This is a genomic window from Zhenhengia yiwuensis (genome assembly GCF_014384995.1).
GTDB lineage: Bacteria > Bacillota > Clostridia > Lachnospirales > Cellulosilyticaceae > Zhenhengia > Zhenhengia yiwuensis.
In genome coordinates this window covers 1-1,665 of sequence record NZ_JACRSY010000099.1, presented here as the reverse complement: position 1 = coordinate 1,665, position 1,665 = coordinate 1, and the positions used below count along the sequence as shown (strand labels likewise).

Here is a 1,665-nt window from a genome sequence, read left to right as displayed (position 1 = left end):
CTAGTGTGGTTATAACTTCATTGACTATAGAATCTTTCAGGTCTACTCCATCTATATCCACACCAAAGATGCCATCCCCTAACATAAAACCTAAGCCATCATAATGCGCTACGACACGCCTAGCTGTATCATAATCACACCATGTACGAGGGTTATTACTTTGAGCCATGCCACCCGTTCTAGCATTAAAGGGCTTTTTAGTGTATTTACCTGTCTTTTCATCTAAGTAAAGTCTATATAATACCCACCTATTCAACTTCTTAAGTTCTATTGGTATATTGCTATAATCCACTTTCTATCCCTCCTAGAATGGTAATGCATCATCACCCCAATTTATTTCAGGTGCTTTAGTAGTTGTTGCTAATGTATCTCTTTTTAATAGGATTGGTTTTGGAATAAGAGAAGTCTTGACACTTTCTGTATCTGTTGTATAGCGTAATGTGGTAAAGAACCCAGTATTACCTTCAATCTCATATTCTTTCTCACCAAAAATGCCACCAAAGAGTTTTGCCCTCAGGTTGTGCTCATTCCAGTCCCACTTATAGCCTGTATTGCTCTTTTCAATGTGGTGAATAAAAGTCTTGAAGTTCTTTTTAATTCGCTCATCCTTTTCACTTCCATCATCTTTAGGACAAGTTAACCTATAAGTACCTTTCCACTTTTTATCACCCTTTTGTTTTTCATATTGCTCTAAATAGAAGTTCTTATATGGGCCTTCTGCAATATCAAAATGAATCACTACCACATTCCCCCAGCCATAAACCTCTTCATTTGCATCTATAATCTTACAAACATAGCCTCCTACAGGAAGCTTTCTTTTTTCTCCTATAACTTGTGTTGTTTCGTATCCATTCCATTTTTTCATTTTTATATTTCTCCTCTTCTTAATCGTTCTCTTAAATGATGTTGTAACGTTCTATAAATAAAATCACCACTGTAGGTGCTGTCCTCTAAATACATAATCTTTAAGTCATATCTTGCTTCAAAGGCCTTCAGTGTTCCCATAAAAGACTGTGGTAGATATTTTGTGTTATAGTTGTGCAGTAGAATATCCTCATACTTTGCATTCTCAATCAAGAGATACATCTTACCCCTACCTTTTAGAAATTCACTCTCTATGCGTTCTCTGCTCTGTGTAAAATTTCCACTTAGCTCATTTAAGTTCGCCTTGCGTTCTATGACACATTTATCTTGGAGATAGACTGGTCTTTCTATGTGTGGTAGATGAACCTTGAGGGTGTAATCCCCAAAGTCCAGCTTTTCACAGACATATGGAATCTTTTTTGCAGTAAAATACTCAATAATATGTCCACATTTCTGCTCTCTTGTATCTACTACCACAGTAGCCTCTTTTAAGATTTCTTTGATTTCCTTATCCGAGTACCTAAACATCTAAAACTCCTCTAATACACGCAATACGGGCACAATATCGTTCTCTATCTCATCCTCTTCAAAGGCTCCAAAAGGTGTCTTGGCTGTAGAGTTCTTGCTGTGGGTTTCAAAGATGTATCTGCCATCCTTGCATTTTGCTAATAAAACCACATTGAACTTAGATTCAGGTACAAGCTTGTTCAGTTTCTTTCCTGTGGTCTTCATCCTTGTCCACATATAGCCATCCTCTGTGCGTTCTGTTTCACTATGGGCTGTGTAGATAATTGTTAGGTC

At 37.1% G+C, this 1,665-nt stretch carries 3 protein-coding genes and 1 pseudogene; all 4 read right to left on the bottom strand.

Annotated elements, in window-relative coordinates; translation table 11 throughout:
- On the bottom strand, nt 1–292 hold a 292-nt coding region (locus H8718_RS20130; protein ID WP_330597795.1), incomplete at its 3' end, for a hypothetical protein.
- Between the two features lie 12 nt (nt 293–304).
- Nucleotides 305–865: a hypothetical protein gene (locus H8718_RS20125; protein ID WP_249334844.1), complete on the bottom strand. Its 561-nt coding sequence runs from the start codon at nt 863–865 to the stop codon at nt 305–307.
- A 2-nt stretch (nt 866–867) separates the two neighbouring features.
- Entirely contained in the window at nt 868–1,392 is a 525-nt protein-coding gene (locus H8718_RS20120; RefSeq protein WP_249334843.1) for an ERCC4 domain-containing protein, read from the bottom strand.
- A pseudogene (locus H8718_RS20115) lies at nt 1,393–1,665 on the bottom strand (ATP-binding protein); the annotation flags it as partial. It lies immediately after the preceding gene.